This window comes from Allobosea sp. 01N443, from assembly GCF_056399325.1.
In genome coordinates, this window is the sequence record NZ_JBFTRC010000001.1 from 141,894 (window position 1) to 166,153 (window position 24,260).

Here is a 24,260-nt window from a genome sequence, read left to right on the forward strand (position 1 = left end):
GACCCCGGCTTGCGGGCCAAGGAGATAGTCGGGTCAACGCTTTGCTTTGCCCGCGCCTGATGCGGCAAGGCAGGGCCATGACCGATGCCGTGCCRGAGCCCGCCATGCCGAAACCCTTGATCGCGCTCGACTGGGGCACCACCCGTGCCCGCGCCTTCCTCATTGGCGAGGACGGCCGCGTGATGGACCGGCGGATTGCGGATCAGGGCATCCAATCCGTGCCGGCCGGAGGTTTCCCGGCCGCTTTCGAGGCGATCGCCGGTGATTTCCGCCGCAGGCGGCCGGATGCCGCGATCGTGCTCGCAGGGATGGTCGGCAGCCGCAATGRCTGGGTCGAGGCGCCTTACGTTGCTTGCCCTGCCTCAACCGAGGCGCTGGCAGATGCCGGCATCGCGGTGACGCTGGAGGACGGAACGCGCGCAACCGTGCTCCCCGGCCTCTCCTGGGACGATGGCGCATTCGATGTCATGCGCGGCGAGGAAACGCTAATCGTCGGACTCGGTCTCACCGATGGCATCGCCTGCCTGCCCGGCACCCATTCGAAATGGGCTGAGTTGCGGGACGACAGGATCACGCGCTTTGCCAGCTTCATGACCGGAGAGATCTATGGCCTGCTGCGTCAGCATTCGATTCTGGCGCGCCTTGCCGAAGAGCCGTCGGGGGACGACGCAAGCATCGGGATCCAGCGTGGTTTTGCAGCGGCAGCACGGCCTGCCGGGCTGCTCAACGCAGCCTTTGCAGCGCGTACCGAGGTGCTGGCGGGGCGGATGAACGGTGGCGCGGTCGGGCCCTATCTCTCGGCGCTGCTGGTTGGTCAGGAGATTGCCGGCGCGCAGGCGCTGTTTGGGCGCCCGACCACGGTCCATCTCGTGGCCGATGGAGCGCTGGCTGCGAGCTATGGAGCGGCGTTCGAGGCCGCGGGCCTGCCTTTCCGGATCACGCCGCCGGAAGATGCCTTCATTGCGGGTGTGAAACGCCTGGCTGCGAGGCTGCTGGCGTGATCACCGTCTTCGGGTCCCTGAATGTCGATCTTGTCACGCCGGTCGAGCGCCTGCCGGGAGCAGGCGAGACGGTGATGGGCCCGGGCTATGCGCTGCATCCCGGCGGCAAGGGGGCCAACCAGGCGCTTGCCGCCCGCCGGGCGGGCGCCGAGGTGGTGCTCGCCGGCGCTGTCGGGCGCGATGCCTTTGCCGAGATCGCCCTGTCCCTGCTGGCCGCCGACGGTGTCGATCTCGCGCTGGTCGAGCGGGTCGAGGCACCGACGGGGGCCGCCTTCATCGCCGTCGATGCCGCCGGCTCCAATCAGATTGTGGTGGCGGCCGGCGCGAATGCCCAGGCCAGGGCCGATGGCTTGCACGACCTGTCGCTTGGCCAGCGCAACATCCTGCTTCTGCAGCGCGAGGTTCCGGAGACGGAGTGCATCATCGCGGCCCGTCTGGCGAAGCAGGCCGGCGGGCGCGTCATCCTGAACCTGGCGCCGGCCGGATCGCCCGCTCCCGAATTGCTCGATTGCCTGGATATGCTGATCGTCAACGAGCACGAGGCGCTGGTACTTGCCCGCGCATTGGGCTGGGCTGAACGCGAGCCCGACGCCTTCGCGCAGCGCCTCGACGCCGAACACGGCATCGCCTGCGTCGTCACGCTCGGTGGCGAGGGCGTCGTCGGTTGGCATGGCGGCGTTCGGCGCCGCCTCGAAGCGCCGAAGGTCGAGGTTGTCGACACGGTCGCGGCCGGAGACAGCTTCGTCGGGGCCTTTGCGGCGGCGCTCGATGCCGGCTATGGTTTTTCAAGCGCGCTTCAGCGCGGGCTCGCAGCCGGCTCGCTCGCCTGCACGGTGTCCGGTGCGCAACCAAGCGTGCCACGCCGGCCGGAGATCGAGGCACTGGCCGGTGCCAGCTTCCTCTGAGATGTCACCAATTTGGATGACGATACGTTAAGTCTGTTTGGATTCATCGGGTCGGAGCTTGGCCGAACCCGCCAATCCGCCCGTTCCCGTTCATTCTTCGGCAGTGTCCCAGGTGCAGCATCCCCGGAACGTGGCGGAGACTGAAAGCAGATGGCGCAACGGCCCATCATCTGGGCACTCGGAGTAGCCTTTACCGTCGGTTACGGCGCGATGTCATACGGCACGCGTCTGGCAGGCTATGTCGAGGATGATGACACGCCCCGCGCGGCGGCTGTCGCGACCGGCGCGCGACCGCCCGCGTCACCGCCTCCAGTCGCCCGATCGAGCGAGCCTCCGATGGTCACCGTGGCGGCCGATTCTCGCGGTCACTACATGGTCCATCCGACCATCGACAATTACCGCGTCAGGATGCTGGTCGATACCGGTGCGAGTTTCATCGCGTTGACGGAGAGCGATGCCCTGGGGCTCGGCATCCGCCCCGCATCCTCCGACTACAAGGTCACGCTGCGAACGGCCAACGGCGTCGTACGGGGCGCCCGGGTGAACCTGCGCGAAGTCAGACTCGGTGCTATTATCGTGCGCAATGTCGAGGCCATGGTGTTGCCCGCTGGGGCGCTGTCCGTCAGCCTGCTTGGAACCTCTTTTCTAAGCAAGCTCAAGGGCTACGAGGTCCAGACCGGTCGCATGATCCTGCGCGGTTAGGCGGTCTCCGGCGTTTCCTAATCGGCCGCGATCCGCTATGCCAAGTGTCCGTCAAGACGGCGTCGCTGCCGTGTCACGGTCAGGCTGCATTCATGTGGCTTGATGCTTCGTTCGCCCTGCATGTTCCCTTGCAATGGATGCCTTGATGTTCCCGAAGCCACTGCCTGAGCTGTTCCCGAATACCTTCGAGTATGAATCCCTGCCGATGGTGAAGCCGACGGGGTTCCGCGAGTATGATGCGCGCTGGTTCTTCGGCAAGGAACTAAACCTGATGGGCGTGCAGGCCGTCGGCATGGGCCTCGGCACGCTGATCAAGCGCATGGGCATCAAGCCCGAGATCGTCACCGGCCATGATTTCCGGGGCTACTCGTCGTCGATCAAGATGGCGCTGGTCACCGGCCTGATGGCGGCGGGCTGCAAGGTCCATGATATCGGCCTCGCCATGTCGCCGATGGCGTATTTCGCCCAGTTCGCGCTCGACGTTCCCTGCGTTGCGATGGTCACGGCCTCGCATAACGACAATGGCTGGACCGGCGTGAAGATGGGCGCGCAGCGCCCCGTCACCTTCGGCCCCGACGAAATGGGCCAGCTGCGCGACATCGTGCTCGCGGCCGATTTCGAGCTGTCGGGTGGCGGCTCCTATGTCTTCGTTCCCGATTTCCCGTCCGTCTACATCAAGGACCTGACCAACCGGCCGAAGATCACGCGCAAGCTCAAGGTCATCGCGGCTTGCGGCAACGGCACGGCTGGCGCCTTCGCCCCGCAGATCCTGGAGGCGATCGGCTGCGAGGTCATCCCGATGGATGCCGAGCTCGACCACTCCTTCCCGCGTTACAATCCCAACCCCGAAGACATGAAGATGCTGCATGCCATGGCGGATGCCGTGAAGCAGCATGGCGCTGATGTTGCGCTCGGCTTCGACGGCGACGGCGACCGCTGTGGCGTGGTCGACAATCACGGCGAGGAGATCTTCGCCGACAAGATCGGCGTGATGCTGGCGCGCGACCTCGGCAGGCTGCATCCGGGAGCGCAGTTCGTCGTCGACGTGAAATCGACCGGTCTCTTCATCACCGACCCCGAGCTGCAGAAGCTCGGTGTGAAGACCGATTACTGGAAGACCGGCCATTCCTACATCAAGCGCCGCGTCCGCGATCTCAATGCGCTGGCGGGGTTCGAGAAGTCGGGCCATTTCTTCTTCAACGCGCCGGTCGGGCGCGGCTATGACGATGGTGTCGTCACGGCGCTGGCCGTCATCGACATGCTCGACCGCAACCCGGACAAGTCGATGGCGGAACTCTATGCCGCCGTTCCCAAGACCTGGGGCACGCCGACCATGGCAGCCAAATGCGCCGACGAGATCAAATACGAGGTCAGTGACCGCGTGACGAAGCGGATCGAGGCCATGCACACCAAGGGCGAAACCATCGCCGGCCAGAAGATCCGCGACGTGATCACCGTCAACGGCGTCCGCGTCGTCAACGAGGATGGCACCTGGGGACTGGTCCGCGCCTCCTCAAACAAGCCGGAGCTCGTCGTCGTCTGCGAAAGCCCGGTCTCTGAAGCACGCATGCGCGAGATGTTTGCCGCCATCGACGGCGTGCTGCGCGAGAACCCGGAAGTGGGCGCCTATAATCAGACGATCTGAGATTATCTGGGCCCGGTCCCCGGTCAGGGGGCCGGGCACATCGGCACGCCGACCCGCTCGACCTGCTCGATCTTGTTCTTGCCGCCGGGCTTACCCAGCCGCGGGCGCATGAAAAGGTCAGTGCTGTTGATCGCGATCGGCCCGGTCAAGACGTAACCGATGGTTGGAGTGAAGGTGTACGACGTTCTCGCCAGAATGAAGGATGTATTGGGTGTGCGAAGGGCCGATGGCAACGTGAAGCCGTCGCCCGGCTTTAGCGCTTTCGCACCATTGCTCGCATCGCTCCAACAGACCTTCGCAACCCCCGCTCCATCGGTAACGATACTGGCAACAATCATTTGGGGCGCGGCATCGTTGAACGGCTTCATGATCAACCTGGCCGCTTTGAAGATATCGGTCATGTCAGCCGTAGCAATGGAGTCGACCTGCGACGTAAGGTCGGCCAGAGCCCTGTTGAGCGATGTCACCTTCCGGTCGATCATGACGCCCTTGGCCACTTCGGCTATGCCGAAATAGATTAGCAGCATGATTGGAAGAACGAAGGCGAACTCGATCAGGGCGGCCCCTTGCTGATCGCGCCAAACCCGTTGGCTTAGAAGCAGCAACGCTGCCCGGTTTTGCTGTATCGAGAAGTATCTCTTCATGAACCGGGGCTCGTTGCTGGAACGATGAAGGGCTCCGCACGGAATGCGGTCGTCGCGATGATAGCGCGTGTGTTAGGCTTGACCGTTACGAGTGCGCTATTCCAGTCGGCAAGAAGAACTGGATATTTTAGTAGCGCGCGAACCACCACGATTTGCTTGGGTTTAGGTTGATTGAAACCCCATCCGCTCGTATCGATCGAATTTTCGTTTGATACGGCATCTTTCTTGATGGGACTAATTGTTTTATCGTCTCCTTCAGAGAAAGTTACGAAGTTTTGAATGTCGATAATTAGGTTATCGCAATTGACCAGTGCGCCTGCGTTACTACAGATATCTTTCTTGAATTGTTCGGCGTTCTTGCCGGGGTTGCCATCTTTATATTTTGTGACCGCCTCTCCGGTCAGCAGGCTGCGAGCTGTTTGCGTAACCGCTTCCTCGAGAACCTGACTAGTCAAGAATACCAACGCCGTTTCGATGATGGCGAACATCATCAGGAGGAACGGGGCTGCGATCAGCCCGAACTCCACGGCAGATGCGCCCGCCTGATCATCGTCAAAACGTCKGAGCGCGCGCCAGAACTGCCGGCTGCGCCGCGCGGCCGGCGGGTAGCTCAGCTTGGTATCTAGAGCCATCATGCTCGAACAACCCGATGTCGCAGCGGTCACGCGTCAGAAACGGCGGGACCAGCATGGCTTCGCGCGGGTGGAAGCGGGGATGCCCACCAGCCGAAGCGCATCCTAACCGAAGAGGATTTCCGATCTGTTAGGAGGAACGGTGCCTCGACGCGGCCCGCGTTAGTAAGCGGTTCATCTTGTTCGCGCGGCTTGGGGCGCTCACTTATCGCTGCCGCCTGCCATCGCGTTGCGGCGCGTCGTTTGTCCGCCGATCTCGCCGAAATAGCGATTGGCGTCGCCGAGTTGGATCGCGGGCTGGCAGGTCGGTGTGCAGGAATAGCTCTCGCGTTCCATCCCGCGCTGTACCGTGAGGATCGAATCCGCGGCCGCGCTCACGCGCACGAGCGATTCCGCCAAGAGGCCACCGCCGGCATCGAGCGCGATCAGGTTGGTGACGCCGAAGCTCTTGCCGGTGACCACCATCACCCCGTTCTTCTGGATCGAGACATCGGCGATGCTCGGATTGCCGATGATGACTGTCTGCGCCCTCTCCGGCAGCCGAACGAGCTTGGCGTGATCGACGGTGACGACCACGGTCTCCGGCCGGGGCGGTTCGGGAGCGGCTCGGACCGTCGTCGCTGCTGCCAGCAGAAGCAGGCCAGATGCTGCCATCGCCATCGCCAGCGCCCTGCGGCGACTGCGGACGGAGCTTGCGCCGCTCAGGACAGTCGACATGGCATGGGCCCCAAGGTTTCCAACGGCGGGAGGAAAGCCGAAAATGATGAATCAAACCCTAATGCCACTCCGGGGCGGCGTTTATCCGCTGGTTCGGCATCACTGCGGGCGATCTCAAGAAGCTCAAGATTGAAGTATTGAGTGGCATATATATCTCTATAGCGTCAAACTAATCTCCCAATAGTGCGTATTGTATTAGTTGTTACGAAGATATTTTTGAAACAGAAACCTATTCTCGGCTCTTGTAATTCATAAATTCGGCGTTAACCATCGAAATAACGGTCGCGAAATTGGGCGAATTCTTCGGTTCTCTTAACTGATCGGCAAGGGGCGCAGGGTAGTGTCCTCCTTGTCGCTGACCGAAGCCGCTAGAGCGAAGGCAGCAGTCAAACCGTGGTGCAAAAGGAGTTCCATCATGAAGAATCTGTTCGCTCGCTTTGCCAAGGACGAGTCCGGCGCAACCGCCATCGAATACGGCCTGATCGCTGCCCTGATCGCCGTCGCTGCCATCGGCGCCATGGGCCTGGTCGGCACCGAACTGAAGACGCTGTTTGGGACGATCAAGGACTCGCTCGCGGGTACTGCTGCGTCCTAAGCGACGCGACGCTCGACCCTCAGGTTGGCCGTGGCCTTTCTGAACGCCTCGGATCCATCCGGGGCGTTTTCCTTTGGGGTGGGCACGCTGCTTCCAGCGCGCCTCCCCTATCCGTTTTCAGTAAGCCTTTGGTGAGGCCTCCGTGGCATGCTCACTCACATTGCGCTCTTCCGGATCGGACCGATGTCGCTCCCTCTCCTTGTCATGCTCGTCGTCTTCCCAGCCGCCATGGCGTTTGCGGCTGCAAGTGACCTCGTTTCGATGACGATCTCCAATTGGCTCTGCCTCGCCCTGGTCGCGCTCTTTGCAGTCTGCGCCCTTGTGCTCGGCTTGTCCTGGGCGGAAGTTGGCTGGCATCTCGCCGCCGGCAGCCTGGTGCTCGTCATTTGCTTCGGCCTGTTCGCTGCTGGCTGGATCGGTGGCGGAGACGCCAAACTGGCGGCTGCGACCACTCTCTGGTTCGGCTTCGATCACCTGATGGCCTATCTCCTGATCGCTGCCGTCTTCGGTGGAGTTCTTACGCTCATCATTCTGCAACTGCGGGCCCGCCCCCTGCCGGTCGTCGCCGAGAACTGGTCCTGGGCGCGGCGCCTTCATGCCGCCAATCAGGGTGTCCCCTACGGTATCGCGCTCGCCTTTGCGGCGCTCTTCATTCTGCCCGAGACCGCGATTTGGTGCTCCGCCGTCGCGGGTTGAGAAATGCCGAAGTCGGGCAAATCCCGGCAAAAAAGATACGCTCTGTTAACCACAAGTTGACGATTCCGATGGCACGATCCTGACCAGAGCCAATCCAGATTGGCTGGGGATCGTTGTCCATGAGTCCTGCCCGCATCATCATCCTTGTCGTCGCGCTCGTCGCGGGACTTGGCGCGGCGTTGTTGATCCAGCGCCCCAATGCGCCTGCGCCCGTGACCCGCTACGAGGCGGCGCCGACGGTCCCCGTGCTCGTCGCGGCCGCCGATATCCCGCTCGGTAACACGCTCGCAGCCAATGACCTGAAATGGATCGACTGGCCGGCCGCCAATGTCCCGGCCGGTGTCATCCGCAGGGACGAGGCGCCAGAGGCCGAAACCGAGATCACCGGCCAGCTCGCGCGCTTTGCCATGGTGGGCGGCGAGCCGATCCGCCGCGACAAGCTGATCAGGACCGATGGAACGGGATTCCTTTCGGCCGTCCTGCCCACTGGTATGCGCGCCATCGCGATCAGCACCGACAGCCGCGGCGCCAACACCGCAGGCGGTTTCATCCTGCCGAACGACCGGGTCGACATCATTCGCACCTACAAGGAAGACAACGGTCCCAACGCCAGCGAGAATTTCGTCAGCGAGACCATCTTGATCAATGTCCGCGTTCTGGCGATCGGCCAGAACATTCAGGAACGCAACGGCGARAAGGTCGTCATCGGYGAGACTGCGACGCTCGAACTCGACCCGCGGCAGGTCGAGAACGTGGCTCACGCGCAGAAGACCGGCACGCTCTCGCTGGCGCTCCGCAGTCTCAAGGACGCGGGCGAACTCGGACGTCCCGACACCGAAGGCGGCCTGACCCTCGTGCGTTACGGCGTCACCAGCAGAAACGTGAAGCCATGATCGTCATCCGTCTTCCCCGATCTGCTGTGGTTCCAGCCCTTGGGCTGCTGCTCGGCACTTCGGCCATGGCCCAGTCCTCCGGTCCGGCTCCGGTGTTGAATGTCAGCGCGAGTGAGCACACCATCGCCAGAAAGCTCGATCTCTCGATCGGACGCTCGCTGATCGTCGAGCTGCCGCGAGACGCCAAGGAGGTGTTTGTCGCCAATCCGAAGGTCGCCAACGCGGTGGTCCGTTCGGCGCGCAAGCTCTTCATCATCGGCATCGCCGACGGATCGACCTCGATGTTCGTGATCGACGCCGAAGGCCGCCAGATCTCGGCTCTCGAGATCGAGGTCGGGCGCGATCTCAATGTGCTGCGCCAGACCCTGCGCGCCGCAATGCCCAAGGCGCAGATCGAGGTGAGGCCGGCGGGGAACACGATCCTCCTCACCGGCAATGTCGCCAACGCATCAGAAGCGACCCAGGCCGTAGATATCGCCAATGCCTTCGTCGGCACGTCCGGCGGCTTCTTTTCCGGGGGCAGGGGCACCGTCATCAATTCGATGACGATTCGCGGCCGCGACCAGGTCATGGTCAAGGTCGTGGTGTCAGAGGTCTCGCGCAAGGCGATCAAGCAGCTCGGTATCAACTCTTCCGGCGAATGGAAGCTCGGCAACTTCTCGGTCATGCCCTCGATCGAGAACCCCTTGCCGCTTCAGCCGCAGGCACTGGCTGCAACCGCGATTACGGCCGGTATCGGCAATTCGACGAACTTCACCTTGCGTGCTCTGGAGCGGGCGGGCCTCGCGCGAGTCCTGGCCGAACCGACGGTTACGGCAATCTCCGGCGAAAGCGCGAAGTTCACCGCGGGCGGTGAGGTCCCGGTACCCAATGGCTATACCTGCGATGGTGCAGGTGTGTGCACGCTTGGCATCACATATAGGCCCGTCGGCGTTGCTCTCAATTTCACGCCGATTGTTCTCTCCGACGGCAAGATCAGCATGCGCATCGCCACAGAGGTCACGGAGCTCGACTTCGAGAACCAGCTGCGCCTCAGCAATACGAGTAACGTCACCCGAGGCAGCAACACCCGGGAAGCCGTCAACGCTCCCGCCTTCCGCGTGCGCAAGTCGGACACCACCGTCGAGCTGCCTTCAGGCGGCACGCTGGCGACCGCAGGCCTCATCCAGCGGGTCTCGAAACAGTCGATCAACGGCTTCCCCGGCCTGATAAACCTGCCTGTCATCGGCGTCCTCTTCCGCTCGCGCGACTACCAGCGCGAGGAGACGGAGCTGATGATCACGGCGACCCCCTATATCGCCAAGCCGATGGAGCCGAACCAGGTCCAGCGCCCGGATGACGGCTTCGTCGATGCCCATGACGCACAGGCCGTCCTGCTCGGCCGGCTCAACAAGATCTACGGCACCAGCAGCGGGCCGTTGCCGCAGGCCTACAAGGGTCGGGTCGGCTTCATCGCCGACTGAATTGCTTCTGTGAACCTGCGAGGGATGGCTGCGCCATGACAGTTCGAGTACAGCACGGGTCACACCGCTGGCAGGTCGCCGCTGTCCTGGCCGCCGGGCTTGGGCTCGGTGCCTGCGCGACGAAGACCGACGTCACCGGCTCGATCAGTGCCAGCGATCTGCGCGAGCGGCATCCGATCGTCCTGCGTGACGCCCCTCGTTCGCTCGATGTCTTCATCGTGCGGGCCGGTGCTGGTCTCGACAGTCGCCAGGCCGAGGATGTCGCCAGCTTTGCCGCAGAATACCGGCGCAGCGGGCGCGGCGGGCTCGTTGCCCAAGTGCCGACCGGCGGCGGCCGGGAAATGGCAACGCATGACACTCTCGAATCTGTGCGCAGGGCCCTGGCGCGTGGCGGTGTGTCGCCTGCCTCGCTCTCGGTCAGGACCTATCCGATCGCAGACCCGAACCTCGCCTCGCCCATCCGCCTGTCATTCGCGTCACTGCAGGCGGGCCTACCGCATTCCTGCGGGCAATGGACCCAGGATGCAGGTGTGTCCGACTGGAAGTTCGATGGCTCGAACGAAACCATGTGGAATTTTGGCTGCTCCAGCCAGGCGACGTTGGCAGCGCAGGTCGCCGACCCGATCGATCTTGTCCGCAGCCGTACGGAGGGCAGGGCCGACATCGTCAAGCGCATGAACGCCATCGGCAAGCTGCGTGAGGGCAAGGATCCCTCGACCCAGTACCGGCAGGAGACGCCGCAGATCAACTCGACGGTCGGAGGCCGCTGATGGATCCGACGCAGAATTTTGAAACCCAGGCGGCGGGCGCTGCGGGAGACGAGGTCATCGCGCCGCTGCCTCGCATCACGCTGCAGGCCTTCTGCGAAACGCCGGCCATCGCCGCCGCCATGCAGACTGCGAGCACCGATCGCCGCATGGATAAGACGCATTCGCGCGTCCAGATGGGGGGACCGGCAGCCGCAGTCGAGGCATTCCGGACCGCTCCCACGCCCAACGTCATTGTGCTGGAAACGGTGTCCGACGGCACCACGCTCGTCAGTCATCTCGATGCCCTGGCCCAGAGCTGCGATGCCGGCACGAAGGTCGTCGTCATCGGCCATGTCAACGACGTCCAGCTCTATCGCGATCTGATCCGACGCGGCGTCAGCGACTATCTGATCGCTCCGCTCGAACCGCTCGATATCCTGCGGACCTTGTCCGAGCTCTATGTTGCGCCCGGGGCTCGCAATCTCGGCCGAATCGTCGCGGTGATCGGCGCCAAGGGTGGGGTCGGCGCCTCGACCGTGGCCCATAATGTCGCCTGGGCCATGGCGCGCAATCTCGATGCCTCGACCGTGATCGTCGACCTCGACATCGCCTTCGGCACGGCGGGGCTCGATTTCAACCAGGATCCGCCGCAGGGCATCGCGGAGGCGGTGTTCGCGCCTGAGCGGCTTGATGCCAACATGCTTGATCGGCTGCTCTCGCGCTGCAGCGACAATCTCGCCTTGCTGGCGGCGCCGGCGATCCTGGACCGGACACTCGACCTGCCGGAGGATGCCTTCGAGCAGCTCTTCGATCTGTTGCGCGCGAGTGTTCCTTGCGTGGTTCTCGATGTGCCGCATCTCTGGAGCGGCTGGGTCAAGCGCTGCCTGATCGGCGCCGACGAGGTCATGGTTGTCGCGGGGCCCGAACTCGCCTCGCTGCGAAACGCCAAGAACCTGATCGATCTGGCCCGAGCCAGCCGCCCGAATGATTCGCCGCCACGTCTGGTGCTCAATCAGGTCGGCTTGCCCAAGCGGCCCGAGATCGATGCGGGGGAATTCGCCAAGGCCTTGGGTGTCGAGGTGCTCGCCGCGATTCCCTTTGATGCGCAGGTCTTCGGCACGGCCGCCAATAACGGGCAGATGATTGCGGAGGTCCAGGCCGGCGGCAAGATCAACGAGGCCTTCATTCAGATTGCGAGCACGCTGACCGGCCGTGGCGAGGCCAGGCGCGGAAAGCGTAGCCTGCTGGAGCCGCTAGTCGCCAAGCTCAAGCGTCGCAGGGCTTGAGCCGTGGAGCCGTTTTTCGCCGCTGCCTGCTCGCTCGGACCGGCCGGCTGGCCGTTTCCCGGCGCGAAAGGGGGATGACATGTTCGGAAAGCGATCCACGAACGCTGCGACGGCGCCAGCCCTGAATCCAAGGGCCGCCGCCCTGACTTCAGCTGCCCGCCTGCCCGAATTGAATGCGCCTCCGCCCGACATGCGCCGTCAGGTACCGGTAGCCCCCGTGGCTCCGGTCGAGACACCGAAGTCCGATGACTATTACCAGATGAAGAGCATGATCTTCGGGGCGCTGATCGAGGCTATCGACCTCTCTCAGCTCGCGAAGCTCGACGGGGAATCGGCGCGGGAGGAAATCCGCGACATCATCAACGAGATCATCTCGCTCAAGAATGTCGTGCTTTCCATTGCCGAGCAGGAAGAACTGCTCGACGACATCTGCAACGACGTGCTCGGTTATGGCCCCCTGGAGCCGCTGTTGGCCCGCGACGATATCGCCGACATCATGGTCAATGGTGCCTCACGCACCTTCATCGAGACCGGCGGCAAGATCCAGCTGACAAACATCCGCTTTCGCGACAACGCGCAGCTGATGAACATCTGCCAGCGCATCGTCAGCCAGGTGGGCCGGCGGGTCGACGAATCCTCGCCGATCTGCGACGCACGCCTTGCCGACGGTTCGCGTGTCAATGTCATCGCGCCGCCGCTGGCGATCGACGGGCCGGCGCTCACCATCCGCAAATTCAAGAAGGACAAGTTGACGCTGGATCAGCTCGTCCGCTTTGGCGCGATCTCGCCGCCGGGTGCCGAAATCCTCAAGATCATCGGCAAGGTGCGCTGCAACATCGTGATCTCCGGCGGTACCGGCTCCGGCAAGACCACGCTCCTGAACTGCCTGACCAATTATATCGAGCTGGACGAGCGGGTCATCACCTGCGAGGACGCCGCCGAATTGCAGCTCCAGCAGCCGCATGTCGTGCGGCTCGAGACGCGCCCGCCCAACCTTGAGGGCACCGGCGCGGTCACGATGCGTGATCTCGTCAAGAACTGCCTGCGCATGCGGCCCGAACGGATCATCGTCGGCGAGGTGCGTGGCCCGGAAGCCTTCGACCTGCTGCAGGCGATGAACACGGGCCATGACGGTTCAATGGGGACGCTACACGCCAATACGCCACGCGAATGCCTTAGCCGCATCGAGTCCATGATCACCATGGGCGGGTTCAGCCTGCCCTCCAAGACATTGCGGGAGATGATCTGCTCCTCGGTCGATGTCGTCATCCAGGCCCAGCGCATGCGCGACGGCTCGCGCCGGATCACCCATATCACCGAGGTGATGGGGATGGAGGGTGACGTCATCATCACCCAGGACCTGATGAATTACGAGGTGCTCGGCGAGGATGCTTCAGGCAAGCTGATCGGTCGTCACCGCTCGACCGGCATTGGCCGCCCGCGCTTCTGGGAGCGCGCTCGCTATTTCGGTGAAGAGCAGCGGCTTGCCACGGCGATTGACCAACTCGCGGTCCAGGATGAAGCCAATGCGGCGTGATCGCGGCTATGGACGGAACTGAGCCATGGACCTGAGTGTCATCGCGGTTGTCGTCTTGGCGACCCTGGCGGCGGGAGGCGTGGTCTACGCGCTGTTCTATCCGCTGTTGACCGGCGAGAATCGAGCGGAGAAGCGCCGCAGGGGGTTTACTGGGCCGGTCGCCGCAAAAACGGTCGATCGCGAGGTCCAGGCGCGGCAGAAGCGCGGCCAGATCGCCCAGAGCCTCAAGGACATAGAAAGCCGCGAGAACGCCCGCAACAAGCTCACGCTTGAGGCCCTGATGCTGCAGGCTGGGCTGAGCTGGGACCGTCGCAAATTCTACATCGTCAGCGCGGTTTCGGCGGTCGCGACCGGCATCCTGCTCTTCCTTGCGACAGCCAATTCACTGCTCCTCCTGGTCGGCCTGTTCATTGGCGGCTTCGGCCTGCCGCGCTGGTTTCTGTCGCGGACTCGGACGAAGCGGCTGAAGAAGTTCGGCAACGAATTTCCGAATGCGCTCGACATCATCGTGCGCGGCATCAAATCCGGCTTGCCGCTCAACGACTGCCTGCGGATCATTGCCGCGGAAGCCGTCGAACCGGTCCGAACGGAGTTTCGTCTCATCATCGAAAGCCAGGGGCTGGGCCTGCCGCTGACGGAGGCCGCGGCAAAACTCTACGAGCGCATGCCCTGTGCCGAGGCCAACTTCTTCGGAATCGTGCTGGCGATCCAGCAGAAGACTGGCGGCAACCTTGCGGAGACCCTCGGCAATCTGTCGAAAGTCATTCGCGAACGCCGGAAGATGCGCGACAAGATTCAGGCGGTATCGATGGAGGCGAAGGCATCGGCTGCGATCATTGGAGCTTTGCCGCCGGTTGTCGCCCTGCTCGTCTATCTGACGAGCCCCAAATATATCGAACTGCTCTGGCTGACCCAGACCGGAAAGGTTGCGCTCGTCGCCGGTGGTGTCTGGATGCTGATCGGCATCATGGTGATGCGCAAGATGATCAACTTCAACATCTGAGGATGCGCGGATGATTGCCCTGATTGCGGACAAGCTAGCCGACAGCCAGTTCCTGGTCGCGCTRCTCGCCGCCGTCGCCGCAGCCGCGACGGTGTTGACTCTTGCGATGCCGCTGGTCGAGGGCAACGACCTCAACAAGCGCATGAAAAATGTGGCGATCGAACGCGACAAGATTCGCGCCCGCGAACGCGATCGACTCAACCGACAGCAGGATAAGGTCTCGCTGCGCCAGGAACCAAAAGTGTTCATGCGGCGCATCGTCGATCAGTTTAAGCTGGGCGACTGGCTCGGGACCGAAACGGCGAAGAAGCAGCTCGCAATGGCGGGCTATCGTGGTCCGCAGGCCGAGATTGCTTTCCTGTTTTTCCGGTTGGTGACGCCGATCGGTCTCTTCCTGTTCACGCTCTTCTACGTCTTCTTCATCAAGGATTTTGGTCAGCCGCCTTTGATCCGGTTCGGCATGGCGATCGGCGGCGCCTATCTGGGCATCAAGGCACCGGAGATATTCCTTTCGAACCAGATCTCGAAGCGCCAGGCTTCGATGCAGCAGGCCTTTCCCGATGCGCTCGACCTGCTGCTGATCTGTGTCGAGGCGGGCATGTCGATCGAGCATGCCTTCCGCAAGGTCTCGACCGAGATTGGCGGCCAGTCTGTGCCCCTGGCCGAGGAGTTTGCGCTCTGCACGGCCGAACTGTCCTACCTGGCGGAACGACGCCAAGCCTATGAGAACCTTGCCGTCCGCACCGGACTCGAGGGCGTCAAGTCAGTTTCGACGGCACTGGTTCAGGCCGAGCGCTATGGCACGCCGCTGGGCACTGCGCTGCGTACGCTGGCGCAGGAAAGCCGCGACCAGCGCATGATGGCAGCGGAGAAGAAGGCTGCCGCTTTGCCACCAAAGCTGACCGTACCGATGATCCTGTTCTTTCTGCCGGTGCTCTTCGTCGTTATCATGACGCCGGCAATCATCCAGGTGATGAAGCTGAAGTAACCTCGTGGGCTCGACCGGCGAGCCGCCACGCACATATTGGCGCTGAGCAAGGGCAAGGGGGCGCGCAGCGGATGCAGCCGATCCCTCCCGACGGCTCATATGCTCGTGGGTTGAAGGCCTCGCCGAGGTGACCGGCGGCCCTAACCCTGTGGGACGGGCCGATCCGCTTGCTCAGGCTGCGCTGATGCCGCTGTCTTTGCCTTGCTGCTGCCCTTGAGCATGTTCCAGCTATTGGGCTGGCTGACGCTGCGCTTGAGATAGGCGATGGTTGCGGCTGCTTCGGCCGGGCTCTGGTCCTGCTGCGCCAGCGTTTCCGCTTCGCCAAACCTCCCCTGCAGGCCGAGCACCAGCACGAGATTCTGCCGGATGCGCGCGTCGGCCCGGTTGGAGTTCGACGCCTCGCGCAGCACGCGCTCGGCCTCGGGCAGGCGCTTTGACAGCGCGAGCGACAGACCGAGATTGGACATCACCGTGGGCTCGCCGGGAGCGAGCTTGAGGGCGGTCTCATAGATCTGCTGGGCGCGGGCGTGTTCGCCAAGCTGGTCGGCGACGGTGCCTTGTGCCGACAGGATGCGCCAGTCCGGACGCTCCGGCGAATGGGCGCGCGAGAGCACCTCGTCTGCTTCCTTGTAGCGGCCATTATCGGCCAGCGAACGACCATAGGCGCCGAGCATCTCGCGATCGTCGTTGTGTATGAGGACAGCGTTCTGCAGAACGGCGAGGGCCTGGGCATTCTGGTCGAGCGCCCGCAGCGCGCGGGCATAGTAGAAGGCGGAGTTCCGGTCCTTCTGGTTCGCGTCGTAGCGCTTGCCCCATTGGTCGGCCTCGGTGCGCCATTCGGCAGGTCCGCGTGGCTGGGTCGGGGCGGATCGCCCGATGGAGCCGGTGATGTCGCCGATCCCGCCGCGACTTTGGCAGCCGGCCAGGGCGAGCGAGGCGAGGCAGACGGCTGCCAACAGCCGGACGCGGGGGGCTGCAGACGAAGGATACAAAACTGCGGAGAAGCAGCGGGACATGGGCCAGAGTGCCTTGCCACGAGAGAGAACTGGTCGTTCTGGTGGTAAAACGTTAACCCTAATGCTTCCTTAACTGGCTCCGCCGCTCACTCCTTCGAACAGGTTCCTTCAGCCGTGCACAGCCTGCTCCTTGCCTCTGCGCCCTCCGCCGTCCCGGTTCATCTCGTCTCGAAGGCGGGCTGGCCGGCACTCATCGAGCGCCTCGCGCCCGAGGCCGCGCGCTTTGCGAAGGCCCATGGCTTCGCCGCGCGTCCCGGGCAGCATGTCGTGCTGCCGGATGGGCTGGGCGCTGTCAGCGCGGTGCTCCTTGGTGTCGAGGGGGCATCGGCGCGCCGACGCGACCCATTTGCTCCCGGCCGGCTCGCCGCGGTCCTGCCGGAGGGCGATTATCGTCTGGAGGGCGAGATCGGTGATTTCGGCCTTGCGGCGCTGGGTTGGCTGCTCCAGTCCTATCGTTTCGAGCGCTACCGCAAGCCGCAGCCGGTCCGCGCTCGGTTGGTATTGCCCGAGGGCGTGGATGGTGTGGAGCTGAGCGCGCTCGCCGAGGCGGTCGCCTTTGCCCGCGATCTCGTCAATACGCCGGCAAGCGACATGGGGCCCGCTGAGATCGAGGCCGCGATCCGTCAGCTCGGGCAGGATTTTGGTGCGAGCGTCACCAGCCAGGTCGGGGACGATCTGCTCGAGCACAACTTTCCGATGATCCATGCCGTGGGCCGGGCGTCGCCGCGCGCTCCGCGCCTGATCGACCTTGTCTGGGGCAATCCGGCCGATCCCAAGGTGACGCTCGTCGGCAAGGGGGTGGCGTTCGATACGGGCGGGCTCAACCTCAAGACAGATGCCGGCATGCTGCTGATGAAGAAGGACATGGGCGGTGCCGCGGCCGCGGCTGCCGCTGCGCGCATGATCATGCAGGCGAAGCTTCCGGTACGGCTGCGCCTCCTTGTGCCCGCCGTCGAGAATGCCGTTTCCGGTGCATCGTTCCGCCCGGGCGATGTGCTCCGGAGCCGCAAGGGGCTGACGGTCGAAATCGGCAACACCGACGCCGAAGGCCGGCTCATCCTGGCCGATGCGTTGGCCTTGGCGGATGAGGAAGCCCCGGAGCTGCTGATCGACTATGCGACGCTGACCGGTGCCGCCCGCGTTGCGCTCGGTCCCGAGCTGCCACCCTTCTACACCCATGATGAAGGGCTCGCGGTCGAAATCTCCCGGTTGGGGCAGGCGGTAAACGACCCGGTCTGGCGCATGCCGCTCTGGCCGCCCTATGACGGGCTGCTCGATTCCAAGATCGCCGACGTCAACCACGTCTCCGGGGGCTCGTTTGCCGGCTCCGTCACGGCTGCGCTCTTCCTCAATCGTTTCGTCGAGAAGACACAGTCCTACGCGCATTTCGATATCTATGCCTGGAACCCATCGTCGAAGCCCGGCCGCCCCGAGGGCGGCGAATGCCAAGCCGCGCGTTTGACCTATGCATTGGTCAAGCAGCTCTATCCGAAGGTCCAGGGATGAAGCCCGGCGATCTCCGCGCGGCATGCCATCGATAGTCGGCGGTTAAGTCTGTTCGACGAGAGCGATTGCAGCCGCAGCTTGGCGCGATAATGATACGGACCCGTAACGATCGGGGTTCGTATCAGTCATGGCGTTGGAGATCAGGCCTTCGCAGGCGCTCAGGCTCTGGCGGCAGGTGCATCTCGATCTGGTGCATGACGGTCAGGCGGACCTCTCGGCCCGCCAGACCGCGATCCTGCTGACGATCTATCTCGAGTTGCCACCGCATACCGTGCGCGGCCTTGCTCAGCAGCTCGGCGTCACCAAGCCCGTGATTACCCGCGCGCTCGACACGATGGGCAAGCTCGGCCTCGTCACGCGCAGGCGCGACGAGTTCGACCGGCGCAATGTCGTGATCCAGCGGACCGTGGCGGGGGCCCTCGCTGTCGAACGGCTTGCCGACCTGGTGGTGCAACGGGCGCGTGATCTCGGGCCGGGCTGAGCAAAGGCGTCTTCGCTCATGAGCAGGCTCCGGCTATGGTGCCCGCATGAACACGATTCTCGACCGTCGCCTGACCCCGGCCCGCCCTGACCTCGCCGCCCGGCATCTGATCGGCCAGGTCGAGGCGCGCGCCTTTGCCGATCCCGTCACCATGCGCGTCGTTGCCCCTTCCGCACCGGTTCGGCGTGAGCCGCGTCCCGATGCCCCGCTCGATACCGAGGCACTCGCGGGCGAGGTCGTGCAGGTTTACGAGCAGCATGAGGGCTGGGCCTGGGGCCAGCTCGGCGCTGATGGCTATGTCGGCTATTTGCCGGACGATGCGCTGCGTGCCGATGTGCCCGCGCCGACGCACTGCGTTCGTGCATTGCGGACCTTCGTCTATCCCGGAGCCTCGATCAAACTGCCGCCGCTTGCCGCGCTGTCTCTGGGTGCCGGCCTGGCCGTTGCTGGCGAGAGCGGCAATTTTCTCGTACTCGCGGATGGCGGCCATGTCTGGCGCACGCATCTCGCGGAATTCAGCGAGGGCGAGACCGATTTCGTCGCCGTTGCCGAGCGCTTCGAGCATGTCCCCTATCTCTGGGGCGGCAAGACAAGCCTCGGTCTCGATTGCTCCGGCCTTACTCAGTTGGCTCTGGCTGCGGCCAGGATCGCCTCGCCGCGTGATTCCGACATGCTGGAAGCGGCGATAGGCGAGCCAATCGCCTTCGACGAGAGCCTCCTCGGCCTGAAGCGCGGGGACCTCGTGTTCTGGAAGGGGCATGTCGGCATCATGACCGATGCCGAGACGCTGCTGCACGCCAATGGCTATACGATGACGGTCCATCGCGAGCCGTTGCGCACCGCTCGCGACCGGATCCTAGACAAGAGCTTCGGCGCCATCACCAGCATCCGGCGGATTGCTGGCGCTTAGATCATCGGAGCGGAAATCGTATCCGGTCCGATGATCTAAGTCTTTGTGTTCGCATCGGTTTTACCGAAAATCGCAATCCACTTTTCGGGCTGATGCTTTAATCCAGCGCTTTCAGCCGATAGAGTGCGTCAAGCGCAGCGCGTGGCGTCATCTCGTCGAGATCGAGCGCGGCGAGCGCTTCGCGCAATACGTCCGGGCCAGGTTCGGCCGCCGCAACTGGTGCAGGAGGCCGGGCCGGCGCCGCAAAGAGCGGCAGATCATCGACGAGCGAGGCGACAGGCTTCTCGCGCTCCGTCTTCTCCAGCTCTCCGAGAATGGCGCGGGCCCGCTCGACCACGGCCGGCGGCAGGCCGGCAAGCTTGGCGACCTGGATGCCATAGGAGCGATCGGCAGCGCCGGGCACGACCTCGTGCAGGAAGACGACCTCGCCATTCCACTCTGTCACGCGCACAGTGGCATTGGTGACGCGGGCCAGCCGGTCTCCAAGCGCTGTCAGCTCGTGATAATGAGTCGCGAACAACGACCGGCAGCGATTGATCTCGTGCAGGTTCTCGATGGCGGCCCAGGCGATCGACAGGCCGTCGAAGGTCGCCGTGCCGCGGCCGATCTCGTCGAGAATGACGAGCGCGCGCGGCCCGGCCTGATTCAGGATCGCGGCGGTCTCGACCATTTCGACCATGAAGGTCGAGCGCCCCCTGGCGAGATCGTCGGCGGCGCCGACGCGTGAGAACAGCCGGTCGACAATGCCGATATGGGCGCTGGCGGCGGGCACATAGGAGCCCATCTGCGCCAGCACGGCGATCAGTGCGTTCTGCCGCAGGAAAGTCGATTTACCCGCCATGTTCGGGCCGGTGATGAGGCAGATGCGTCCGCCGGTGCCGGCTCCGCCAAGAGCCGAGAGCTCGCTGTCATTGGCGACGAAGGGTTTTCCGTCGCGCTTCAGTGCGGCTTCGACAACCGGGTGGCGCCCCCCCTTGATGGTGAAATCGGCGCCGTCATCGACGAGGGGCCTCGTCCAGTTTTCGTTGGCCGCGAGTGCCGCAAGGGCTGCGGCAACATCGATCTCGGCGAGAGCGAGCGCCGCCGCCTTCACGGGCTCGGCTTCGTCGAGAACGGCGGCATTGAGCGAGGCGAAGACCGAGAGTTCGAGCTTCAGCGCGCGGTCGGCGGCTGAGGCGATCTTCGATTCGAGCTCGCCGAGCTCGACCGAGGAGAAGCGCATCGCGTCCGACATGGTCTGACGGTGGACGAAGGTGGCGCGCCAGGGCTCCCTCAGGAAGTCCTCGCCGGCGGCCTGCGGCACCTCGACGAAATAGCCGAGCATGGAATTATGCTTGATCCGCAGGGTGCGGCAGCCGGTTTCGGCCGCATAGCGCGCCTGGAGCTGGGCAATGACCTTTCGCGAATCGACCTGGAGCAGCCTGAGTTCGTCGAGGGCCGGGTCATAGCCGTCGCGCACGAAGCGTCCGTCGCGGCGGTTGAGCGGCAGATCGTCGGCCAGCGCCTCGGTCAACCGGGCGGGCAGGGCCGGGTCGGTTGCGGCCAGCGTTCGGGCGGCCTGGGTCAGGGCTTCCGGCAGAGTGTCTTGGTCGGCGAGCGACTGCGCGATCGCCCGTGCCGCACTCAGGCCTGCGCCCAGCGCCGCCAGGTCGCGCGGACCGCCGCGATCGAGCGAGAGCCGGGCGAGGGCGCGGGCGATATCCGGCACGTGGTCGAGCTCTCCGCGCAGGGTCTCGCGCAGGGGCGCATCGTTCAGCAGCGCCTCGACGGCGTCGTGCCGCATGGCGATCGCCGCCGGCTCGGTCAACGGCCCGGCAAGACGCTCCGCCAGCAGCCGCGCTCCGCCGGGGGTCACCGTCCGGTCGATGCTGGAGAGAAGGCTGCCGGTTCGCTCGCCCGAAAGCGTGCGCGTCAGCTCGAGATTGGCGCGTGTCGCAGCGTCGATCAGCATGGTCGCGCTGCCGGAATCGCGTACGGGTGGCGACAGGGGTGGGCGCGCGCCGAACTGGGTCCGCTCGACATAGGCCAGCGCTGCGCCTGCGGCTGCAATCTCGGCGCGGCTGAAGGCGCCGAAGGCATCCAGAGTGGCTACGCCGAAGAACTCCTTGAGTCGGCGCTCGGCCGAAGCCGCATCGAGGCCCTCGCGAGCCAGTGGGGTCACCGGCACTGTGAGTTCGCGCCAGAATTCCTTCAGCTCGGGGTCGTCGTGGATCGCCTCCGGGCAAACGATCTCGCGCGGCTCAAGCCGGGCGAACTCGACGGCGAGCCGCTCCGGCGGGGCCTCCATGACCGAGAAACGTCCTGTCGAGATGTCGACCGACGCGAGGCCGTAGAGCGCGCTCGAATCGCTGAGCTTGCGGCGTGCAACCGCGACCAGAAGGCTGGCGCGGCCGGGTTCCAGCAATCGCTCTTCGGTGATGGTGCCGGGCGTCACCAGTCGCACGACGTCACGCTGGACCACGGATTTGCCGCCGCGCTTCTTGGCTTCAGCGGGGTCTTCGGTCTGCTCGCAGACGGCGACACGGTGTCCGGCGGCGATCAGGCGCTGGAGATAGTCATCGGCGCGGTCGACCGGCACACCGCACATCGGGATGTCCTCGCCGAGATGCTTGCCGCGCTTGGTCAGCACGATGCCGAGCGTGCGCGAGGCGATCTCGGCGTCCCGGAAGAACAGCTCGTAGAAATCGCCCATCCGGTAGAACAGCAGGCAATCGGGATTGGCCGCTTTGATCTCGACATATTGCGCCATCATCGGCGTGACGCGGCCGGCGTCGACCGCGGCCGCAGCCTTCGGGACTGAACTCGCTGCTTCGGTAAGGCTCGGGGATTCTGGAATGTCGCGGCGCATGGCTGGCGGACGCTATCAAAAACCACGCGCGCCGCCATCCGTTAGCGAGACTTTCAACAATTGAAAGCACGGTCATTTCATCATTCCGGCCCAAGGCCCGTTCATGCTGCTTCTGATCAGTCTCGTCGAAAGCCTTTCGTTCCTGCTGCTTGCGGCGTTGATCCTGACCATTGCGGCCCCGTTGATCGAGGGGCGGCCCTGGCTGCGCCAATGCTGTGTCGGAGTCCTGTTTTCGATCGGCGGCCTACTCAGCATGGCGCATCCCTTTGTGCTCCAGCCCGGCATCGCCATTGATTCCCGCAATGTCTTCGCCATTCTGGCCGGGCCGGTTGGAGGGCCCCTGGCCGCCGCTGTCACTGCTGTTTCGCTTGCCGCCATGCGTTACGCCAATGGCGGGGCCGGTATGCAGACCGGGGTTGCGGGAATCGTGCTGCACGCCCTTGCCGGTGTCGCCTACGCCGCCTGGCTGGGTCGGCGCAGGCGCCCGCTGGCGTTCCGCGATCTTGCGGCGCTGAGCCTGGTCGGGGCCGGTTGCCTGCTCGCCTCGGCGGTCTTCATGCCGAGCTGGGTTGTCGCCGAGCGGTTTCTCCGCGAGGCCGTGCCGGCCATGATTGCCGTCAGTGCTGCGGGCACGATGCTCGTTGGCCTCGTCATCAATAATGATCGTGAGCGGCGCGAGAATTCCTACAGGCTACGGACATTGATCCAGCGGGCGCCGGGCACGCTCTATCAACGCATCCTTCATCCCGCGGGTGGGACGAGCTATCGGTTCGCCTCCTTCTCCATAGACAAGTCGCTTGGCATTGCCAGGGAAGAGGTCGAGCGCGACCCGGAGATCTGGCTCGGCAGGATGCTGCCCGAGGACCGGGAGCGGTTCGAGCAGCTGCGGGCGGCGCCGGAAGGGGCCGCCACGCTCTGGCGTTTTGAGGCGCGCTACCGCGGCGCGGGCGGATCGATCGTCTGGCTGCGCAGCGAATCGACGCGGCGCAAGATGGCGGATGGCTCTGTGGTCTGGGACGGCATCCTGCTCGACATTACCGACGAGAAGACTCTGGAAGCGCGCCAGCAGACCCTGGAGGAACAACGCAAGGCAGCCTTGACCGAACTTGCCGGTGACCTCGAGGTCACCGTGGGGCAGGCCTTGCGGCAGGTTGGCGCTTCGGTGCGCGATATGCACCAGGCTGCGAGCCAGATGGCTGAGAACGCCAATAGCACGGCACTGCGCGCCGTCGATGTGACGCACCAGGCCGAGAATGCCTCCCAGCGCGTCGGCAGCGTCGMGGTCGCCGCCGAGGAGATCGATGCCTCGATCCGCGAGCTGACGCGCCAGACCTTGCACGCCGACGACACCGCGCGCGAGGCGGCAAGCTATGTCCGCTCCACGCGCCGCGATGTTTCCGGTCTCACCGAGGCTGCCGACAAGGTCAGCTCCGTGCTCGCCTTCATCGAGGACATCGCCTCCCGGACCAATCTGCTCGCGCTCAATGCCACGATCGAGGCGGCGCGTGCCGGGGCGGCAGGGCGCGGGTTTGCCGTCGTTGCCGGGGAGGTGAAGAACCTTGCGGAGCAGACGCAGAAGGCGACGCGCGACATCGCCGACACGCTGCAGGATATCCGCTCTGCCGCCTCCACCGCTTCAGATGCGATCGCGCGGATCGAAGGCACGATGAGCGCGATCGAGCAGACCTCCAGCGCCATTGCCGAGGTCGTCGGTCGGCAGGCCGGGATCGTCTCCGGCATCGCCTCGGACGCGGTGCTTGTCGCCGGCAGCACCAATGCGGTCAGTGAGAGTGTCGGCAGCGTCGGCGGCGAGGCCCGGATGACCGGCGAGAGCGCCATTCAGGTGGTGGAGGCTGCGCGCCAGGTCAGCGAGCAGACGGTTGCGCTCGATCGCTATGTCGGTGATTTCGTCCGCAGCGTTCGGGGCAGGCTCTGAAGTCGGCGACCGCCCTTCATTCTTGCGTCATCGTCATCAGCCCTGATCCGCAATCGCGCCTTGTGGAGCGGCTGCCGGCTGACCTAATGTCGGTACCCTTCAGGAAA

General features: G+C 64.4%; 22 protein-coding genes. 17 read left to right on the top strand and 5 right to left on the bottom strand.

The genetic code is table 11. The features are described from left to right. Positions 1-104 precede the first annotated feature (104 nt). The 4 genes from AC1DRP_RS00720 (at position 105) to AC1DRP_RS00735 (ending at position 4,253) form a co-directional block, all read left to right on the top strand. Positions 105-1,001, top strand: coding sequence for a 2-dehydro-3-deoxygalactonokinase (locus AC1DRP_RS00720; protein ID WP_476767541.1), 897 nt, complete (start codon positions 105-107; stop codon positions 999-1,001). Further along, complete coding sequence (locus tag AC1DRP_RS00725) at positions 998-1,906, top strand: ribokinase (RefSeq protein ID WP_476767542.1); 909 nt, start codon at positions 998-1,000, stop codon at positions 1,904-1,906. The genes AC1DRP_RS00720 and AC1DRP_RS00725 overlap by 4 nt, the downstream gene beginning before the upstream one ends. A gap of 150 nt (positions 1,907-2,056) precedes the next feature. Continuing rightward, positions 2,057-2,608, top strand: a complete 552-nt coding sequence (locus tag AC1DRP_RS00730; RefSeq protein WP_476767543.1) for a retropepsin-like aspartic protease family protein — start codon at positions 2,057-2,059, stop codon at positions 2,606-2,608. Between the two features lie 145 nt (positions 2,609-2,753). Then, complete coding sequence (locus tag AC1DRP_RS00735) at positions 2,754-4,253, top strand: phosphomannomutase/phosphoglucomutase (protein ID WP_476767544.1); 1,500 nt, start codon at positions 2,754-2,756, stop codon at positions 4,251-4,253. Between the two features lie 23 nt (positions 4,254-4,276). Here AC1DRP_RS00735 and AC1DRP_RS00740 read toward each other — a convergent pair whose 3' ends face one another. From AC1DRP_RS00740 to AC1DRP_RS00750, 3 genes are all read right to left on the bottom strand, one after another. After that, positions 4,277-4,897, bottom strand: coding sequence for a TadE/TadG family type IV pilus assembly protein (locus AC1DRP_RS00740; protein WP_476767545.1), 621 nt, complete (start codon positions 4,895-4,897; stop codon positions 4,277-4,279). Beyond that, complete coding sequence (locus AC1DRP_RS00745) at positions 4,894-5,532, bottom strand: TadE/TadG family type IV pilus assembly protein (protein WP_476767546.1); 639 nt, start codon at positions 5,530-5,532, stop codon at positions 4,894-4,896. The genes AC1DRP_RS00740 and AC1DRP_RS00745 overlap by 4 nt, the downstream gene beginning before the upstream one ends. A gap of 198 nt (positions 5,533-5,730) precedes the next feature. Beyond that, positions 5,731-6,246 (bottom strand): pilus assembly protein N-terminal domain-containing protein, encoded by a 516-nt coding sequence (locus AC1DRP_RS00750; RefSeq protein ID WP_476767547.1) that lies wholly within the window; start codon positions 6,244-6,246, stop codon positions 5,731-5,733. Between the two features lie 415 nt (positions 6,247-6,661). Between AC1DRP_RS00750 and AC1DRP_RS00755 the strand changes: the two genes are divergently transcribed. From AC1DRP_RS00755 to AC1DRP_RS00795, 9 genes are all read left to right on the top strand, one after another. Further along, positions 6,662-6,841, top strand: coding sequence for a Flp family type IVb pilin (locus AC1DRP_RS00755; protein WP_476767548.1), 180 nt, complete (start codon positions 6,662-6,664; stop codon positions 6,839-6,841). A gap of 183 nt (positions 6,842-7,024) precedes the next feature. Then, positions 7,025-7,537: an A24 family peptidase gene (locus AC1DRP_RS00760; protein WP_476767549.1), complete on the top strand. Its 513-nt coding sequence runs from the start codon at positions 7,025-7,027 to the stop codon at positions 7,535-7,537. A 119-nt stretch (positions 7,538-7,656) separates the two neighbouring features. Then, positions 7,657-8,430 (top strand): Flp pilus assembly protein CpaB, encoded by a 774-nt coding sequence (cpaB, locus tag AC1DRP_RS00765; RefSeq protein WP_476767550.1) that lies wholly within the window; start codon positions 7,657-7,659, stop codon positions 8,428-8,430. Further along, positions 8,427-9,893, top strand: a complete 1,467-nt coding sequence (locus tag AC1DRP_RS00770; protein WP_476767551.1) for a type II and III secretion system protein family protein — start codon at positions 8,427-8,429, stop codon at positions 9,891-9,893. The genes cpaB and AC1DRP_RS00770 overlap by 4 nt, the downstream gene beginning before the upstream one ends. Before the next feature lie 35 nt (positions 9,894-9,928). Further along, complete coding sequence (locus tag AC1DRP_RS00775; protein ID WP_476767552.1) at positions 9,929-10,663, top strand: CpaD family pilus assembly protein; 735 nt, start codon at positions 9,929-9,931, stop codon at positions 10,661-10,663. Beyond that, positions 10,663-11,928: a CpaE/TadZ family protein gene (locus tag AC1DRP_RS00780; protein ID WP_476767553.1), complete on the top strand. Its 1,266-nt coding sequence runs from the start codon at positions 10,663-10,665 to the stop codon at positions 11,926-11,928. Before AC1DRP_RS00775 ends, AC1DRP_RS00780 begins: the two co-directional genes overlap by 1 nt. Before the next feature lie 79 nt (positions 11,929-12,007). Beyond that, a complete protein-coding gene (locus AC1DRP_RS00785; protein ID WP_476767554.1) occupies positions 12,008-13,465 on the top strand; it encodes a CpaF family protein in 1,458 nt (485 codons plus the stop codon). Positions 13,466-13,490: 25 nt separating this feature from the next. Beyond that, positions 13,491-14,468, top strand: coding sequence for a type II secretion system F family protein (locus AC1DRP_RS00790; protein WP_476767555.1), 978 nt, complete (start codon positions 13,491-13,493; stop codon positions 14,466-14,468). 10 nt (positions 14,469-14,478) lie between these two features. Further along, positions 14,479-15,456, top strand: coding sequence for a type II secretion system F family protein (locus tag AC1DRP_RS00795; RefSeq protein WP_476767556.1), 978 nt, complete (start codon positions 14,479-14,481; stop codon positions 15,454-15,456). Between the two features lie 140 nt (positions 15,457-15,596). Here the strand turns inward: AC1DRP_RS00795 and AC1DRP_RS00800 are convergent, their stop codons facing one another. Next, positions 15,597-16,412, bottom strand: coding sequence for a tetratricopeptide repeat protein (locus tag AC1DRP_RS00800; protein ID WP_476767557.1), 816 nt, complete (start codon positions 16,410-16,412; stop codon positions 15,597-15,599). 174 nt (positions 16,413-16,586) lie between these two features. Between AC1DRP_RS00800 and AC1DRP_RS00805 the strand changes: the two genes are divergently transcribed. The 3 genes from AC1DRP_RS00805 to AC1DRP_RS00815 all read left to right on the top strand — a co-directional run bounded on the left by AC1DRP_RS00805 (position 16,587) and on the right by AC1DRP_RS00815 (position 19,369). Then, on the top strand, positions 16,587-17,978 hold the full coding sequence (locus AC1DRP_RS00805; protein WP_476767558.1) for a leucyl aminopeptidase family protein: 1,392 nt from the start codon (positions 16,587-16,589) through the stop codon (positions 17,976-17,978). Between the two features lie 127 nt (positions 17,979-18,105). Continuing rightward, positions 18,106-18,459 (top strand): MarR family transcriptional regulator, encoded by a 354-nt coding sequence (locus tag AC1DRP_RS00810; RefSeq protein WP_069878324.1) that lies wholly within the window; start codon positions 18,106-18,108, stop codon positions 18,457-18,459. Positions 18,460-18,505: 46 nt separating this feature from the next. Further along, on the top strand, positions 18,506-19,369 hold the full coding sequence (locus AC1DRP_RS00815) for a C40 family peptidase (protein ID WP_441504914.1): 864 nt from the start codon (positions 18,506-18,508) through the stop codon (positions 19,367-19,369). Between the two features lie 97 nt (positions 19,370-19,466). Here AC1DRP_RS00815 and mutS read toward each other — a convergent pair whose 3' ends face one another. Then, complete coding sequence (mutS, locus tag AC1DRP_RS00820; RefSeq protein WP_476767559.1) at positions 19,467-22,217, bottom strand: DNA mismatch repair protein MutS; 2,751 nt, start codon at positions 22,215-22,217, stop codon at positions 19,467-19,469. A 103-nt stretch (positions 22,218-22,320) separates the two neighbouring features. Here mutS and AC1DRP_RS00825 point away from each other — a divergent pair, with 103 nt between their 5' ends. Then, positions 22,321-24,153 (top strand): methyl-accepting chemotaxis protein, encoded by a 1,833-nt coding sequence (locus AC1DRP_RS00825; protein ID WP_476767560.1) that lies wholly within the window; start codon positions 22,321-22,323, stop codon positions 24,151-24,153. The last annotated feature ends 107 nt before the right edge of the window (positions 24,154-24,260 follow it).